Consider the following 4,338-nt stretch of genomic DNA (forward strand, 5'->3'; position numbering starts at 1 on the left):
CTGTCTTTTACGCATATAAGACAATTGTTACCAATCGATGACCCATTTGAACGGTTCTTTTATGAATTGGAGTGCATAAAAGGAACATGGAGTGTTCGTGAATTAAGAAGGCAGATTACAACAAATTTATACTTTCGTGCAGGAATCAGCAAGAAGCCGGAGCAACTTCTGGAGAAACTTGTAAATGAAGATTATAGCGTGTCTATGACAGTGAAGGATCCTATCACATTGGAATTCCTGGGGCTCGATGCGAAAGAATCTGTTTCAGAGTCAGATTTGGAACAGGCTCTGATTGATCATCTGGAAGAGTTTATGTTGGAACTGGGGAGAGGTTTTTGTTTTGAAGCGCGTCAAAAGCGCATACTTATTGACGATGAATACTATTTCCCGGATCTTGTGTTCTATAATCGCATACTGCATTGCAGTGTGATCGTTGAACTTAAAAACGAAGAATTCAGCCATGAGAATTTCGGTCAACTCAACGCATATGTAGGATACTATAAGGAAAATGAAATGCATCCTGGAGACAACCCACCGGTTGGCATCCTTTTGTGTACAAAAAAGGGAAAGAAGATGGTTGAATATGCGCTTTCAGGTATGGATAACCAGCTTTTTGTATCAACATATATGCTACAACTTCCTAACAAATCACAGCTAGAACAGTTCCTAATTAGGGAGTTGAAGGAATTGGGGATATAGGCATCCTTAGTAGCAAGGAATAAAATGAAAATCAAATAGAGAAGTGGCCATATGGATGAAGAACAGTATTTGTCGAGAATAGGACAATTAGAGAGTGAAATTGAATATTTGCACGGGCTTCTCGATGATGCTGGGATCTCATATAAAAGGGAAGCAAAGGAAATAGATGATTTATCTCCGGACAAGAATCTGGCGTTTGAAGAGAATCAAGGTGCCCGTATTCTTCCGGTTACGATAACGAAGCAGCATATCCGGTATTTCTATCATTTGTTCAAGGGCAGAAATGATGTATATAGCAAACGCTCTGGAAAGGCTAACAAGAAAACCGGAAAACACGGTTATTATACTCAGTGTTGGAATTTTTGGAAGGATGGTATCTGCCCTAAGAAGAATAATCCGCAATTCGGCTGCAGTGAATGTCAAAATCAGAGATATAAGGAATTAACCGGACAAGTGCTGTACGAGCATTTGATTGGCGCAAAAGAAGATGCTTCAGATGTAATCGGATTATACCCTATGTTTCCAGATGAAACGATCAATTTCTTGGTATTCGATTTTGACTGCCATGATGACAAAATCGCTGGAGATGACGGAGCAAACCTTGATCCGGAGTGGATGACAGAGGTTAATGCCTTTAGGAAAATCTGTGACATAAATGAGGTCCCGGTTCTGGTGGAGCGTTCACGATCCGGAAAAGGAGCTCATATATGGATGTTTTTCGCAAAGCCAATCCTCGCCATTACAGCAAGGAAATTCGGGACTGCTCTATTAACAAAAGGCGCTGAAAGTGTAAATATGCGGAGCTTCAAGTATTACGATAGGATGCTTCCTGCGCAGGATCACATTCCGGTCAACGCAAAAAGCGGTAAGCCGGGACTTGGAAATCTTGTTGCGCTACCATTGCAGGGCCAGGCATTGAAAAATGGAAACAGTGCTTTTATAGATGAAAACTGGAATGCTTATCCAAATCAATGGGATTGCTTAAAAACTGTAAAAAAGCTTTCTATCGAAACCATAGAAGAAAGAATAAAAGAATGGTCAGCAGAAGGAATTCTTGGCGTTCTCAGTAGTGAGTTCAATCCAGAGCCTGATGCCAATAATGATATAAAGCCTTGGGATAAAGCAAGGCATCCTTTGCATAAAGAAGATGTTCCTTCGGCTGTTGAGATTGTTGTAGCTGACAAGGTTTACATATGCACTAAAGGCATGAAGCCACGAATGCAAAATGCATTGAGACGTATGGCTGCATTCAGTAATCCTGATTTTTATAAAAAAGCTGCTATGGGATTATCTACGAAAGGTATTCCGAGGATAGTCTTTTGCGGTTATGATGATTCGGGATATATATGTGTTCCGAGAGCGTTACTTGATCCTGTGATTGATAGATTCAAAGAGGCGGACATCCCTTTTTCTTATACAGATAATAGATGTGCCGGTACACCGCTTGATGTATCATTTAAGGGTACTTTATATGAGGAGCAGATGCGAGGAGCAAAAGCTATTTTGGAACATGATAATGGCATCCTTGCAGCGACTACATCTTTTGGGAAAACAGTTGTCGGCGCGTATATGATCGCTCAAAGAAAAATCAATACTCTTATATTGGTACATAACACGGAAATACAAAAGAACTGGATGGAGGATTTGGAAAAATTCCTGGATATAAAAGCTGAGCTTCCCGAGTATCAGACAAAAACAGGTAGAGTTAAAAAGAGAAAGAGCGTTATCGGAAGACTATATGCCGGGCATAACTCCATGACGGGAATTATTGATGTTGCCATATTCTCATCATTGGGTAAGGGAGATGAAATCAATCCTATCATTGAAAAGTATGGAATGGTGATCATGGATGAATGTCATCATGGGGCTGCACAGACTGTTGAAGATGTTGTTGGTGCTGCGAAAGCAAGATATGTATATGGATTAACAGCCACTCCTAAACGTGAGGATGGACTCGAAAAGAAAGTGTTTATGCAGTTTGGACCGATCAGATTCAGATATACAGCGAAGGAGCGAGCTGAAAAGCAGGGTATTGATCATTTTGTCTATCCAAGATTTACAAGGCTTGTTAGCGCGTCTGATCTTAAAGTTACAGAAGCAAACAGGGCGGTTATTGAATGTGATTCCAGAAATGAGCAGATTATTGCTGATGTTGAGAATTGCATACAAAATGGAAGAACCCCGCTCGTATTAACAAAATATAAAGAACATGCGCAACTTCTGTATCAGCGGCTACAAGGCAAGACAGGCCATGTTTATCTTCTCCAGGGTGGGGGCAGTCGAAAAGCAAAGGATGAAATGAGATTGCAAATGCGATCTGTTCCGGCGGAGGAGTCCGTTGTGCTTGTCGCGATTGATAAGTATATTGGCGAAGGCTTTAATTTCCCGCGGCTTGATACGATGATGCTTACAATGCCAGCAGCTGCAGAAGGTAATATTGAGCAGTTTGCCGGACGTCTTCATAGAGACTATGAGACTAAGAAGGAAGTAATCATTTACGATTATGTAGATTCTCACATTCGTGTCCTTGAAAAAATGTATCATAAACGCCTTAGAACATATAAGAAGATTGGATATGAGATTTGTAATAATGTCATAGCCCAGAAACAGAATGCTAATGCAATTTTCGATATGGATACTTATGAAAAGGTATTTGAAAGAGATTTGCTGGAAGCAAATAAGGAGATTGTTATTTCCAGCCCCGGATTGAATCAAGTCAAGGTGAACGCATTTGTAAGGCTCATTAAGAAAAAACAGGAAGATGGAGTAAAGATTACCGTCGTAACGCTTAATCCCGAAGGATACCCGGAGGAGAAAATAGAAGATACTAAGAATCTTGTGCAGATACTAGAAAATTGTGCTGTAAGGGTGAAGATTCAAGACTATATGCATGAACACTTTGCCATCATAGATGATCAAATAGTATGGTATGGAAGCGTGAATTTGCTTTCGAGAGCTAAAGCAGATGATAATTTGATGCGTATAGAAAGTAAAGATGCTACGCAGGAACTCTTAGAAATGACATTTGGATAGAACTATAAATACGATATTCACTGGAGACAGTTGGAATGGCAGAAAAGAATATAGATGTGGAGATTAATAAAATAGCGCATTACATAAATATACTCCATGAAAAAGCATATAGAGAATATCTGGGATTGGTAGAAAATCTTTGTGATAATCCGGATGCCTCAGAAAATGAAGTTGGTTTGATGCTGGATTACCTTTTAGAATTCTGTGGAAATGATAAAGTGCTTGATTTATATAAAAGAGTTTGCCGTACTTTTTATAAGAAATATCCTGAGTGCATAGTCAGATATATTATGTGGTACCGAGAGGAATATGATACTGAGTCGCTCTGACAGGTATGTTCCTCAAAGTACAGGAAAAATTGAAAAGAAGGAAGAATAGGATGCCGGAAGGAATAGCAATAGTCGGACTAAATGGAAGCGGAAAACCCACGCTCGGTCATGCGTTGGCTAAGGAATTGGGCTATTACGAAATAGATGTCGAGGACTATTATTTCCCGGAGCAAAAGGAATCCAGACGTGCGGCTCTTGATGGAGAGTATGGAGATAGCCTAGATTATCTGGGGGATATGCCATATTCGGTATCTCGCACAAAGGAAGAGGTTGAAGA

The 4,338-nt window shown here is 40.1% G+C and carries 3 protein-coding genes and 1 pseudogene; all 4 read left to right on the forward strand.

Features of this window, described 5'->3' with window-relative positions; genetic code table 11:
* Positions 1-699 (forward strand): PDDEXK nuclease domain-containing protein (locus tag K6G87_RS12420; protein ID WP_296837731.1); only part of this gene is annotated, 699 nt, incomplete at its 5' end.
* A 51-nt stretch (positions 700-750) separates the two neighbouring features.
* Complete coding sequence (locus K6G87_RS12425; RefSeq protein WP_296837735.1) at positions 751-3,732, forward strand: TOTE conflict system archaeo-eukaryotic primase domain-containing protein; 2,982 nt, start codon at positions 751-753, stop codon at positions 3,730-3,732.
* A gap of 35 nt (positions 3,733-3,767) precedes the next feature.
* Positions 3,768-4,061, forward strand: a complete 294-nt coding sequence (locus K6G87_RS12430) for a hypothetical protein (RefSeq protein ID WP_296837738.1) — start codon at positions 3,768-3,770, stop codon at positions 4,059-4,061.
* Positions 4,062-4,111: 50 nt separating this feature from the next.
* Positions 4,112-4,338: pseudogene (locus K6G87_RS12435) on the forward strand (hypothetical protein); the annotation flags it as partial.

The organism is Butyrivibrio sp. (genome assembly GCF_024699075.1).